This is a genomic window from Pseudomonas sp. K5002, from assembly GCF_013386655.1.
In the GTDB taxonomy this organism is placed as follows: Bacteria; Pseudomonadota; Gammaproteobacteria; order Pseudomonadales; family Pseudomonadaceae; genus Aquipseudomonas.
Genome location: NZ_JACARK010001562.1, coordinates 1 through 521, shown reverse-complemented (window position 1 = coordinate 521; position 521 = coordinate 1). Strand labels below are relative to the sequence as shown.

At 65.8% G+C, this 521-nt stretch carries 1 pseudogene; it reads right to left on the bottom strand.

From position 1 onward, the window contains the following. Positions 1-521, bottom strand: a pseudogene (locus tag HX846_RS37945) (amino acid deaminase); the annotation flags it as partial.

Genomic DNA, 521 nt, shown 5'->3' with positions numbered 1-521 from the left:
TCCGGCAGCGATTGCACGTGGGCCCAGACTTCCAGCGCCGGGCGCAGGCCTTCGTTGAGGTCGCTGCGACGGTCCAGTACGCAGCACTGCGCGTCTTTGTAGATGCCGTGGTCGTGAGCCACGTAGCTGCCCGGGCGCAATACGCTGAGGAAGCGGCCAGCGGCGTTCTGGGCTTCGAAGGATTCGGCAATCAGGTCGTACCAGGCCGAACCCGAGGCGGTAATGATGGGCTTGGCCAGGTCGAAGGCGCCGCTGTTTTGCAGGTCGACGGCCAGGCGTACCAGGGAGGCGGCGAATTCGCGGATGCCACTGATGGCGTGCTCGCCATGGATCACCCCTTCGTAGCCTTCGATGCCGGTGAGGGCCAGCGCAGGCTGGGCATTGATCGCCTTGGCCAGGTCGAGCACCTGTTGTTCGGTGCGGCAACCGCAACGCCCGCCGACCACGCCGTATTCGATCATCACGTTCAAGCGCAGGCCACGGGCGGCGAAGAACAGGCCCAGGTCGGCGACGTTGTCCGG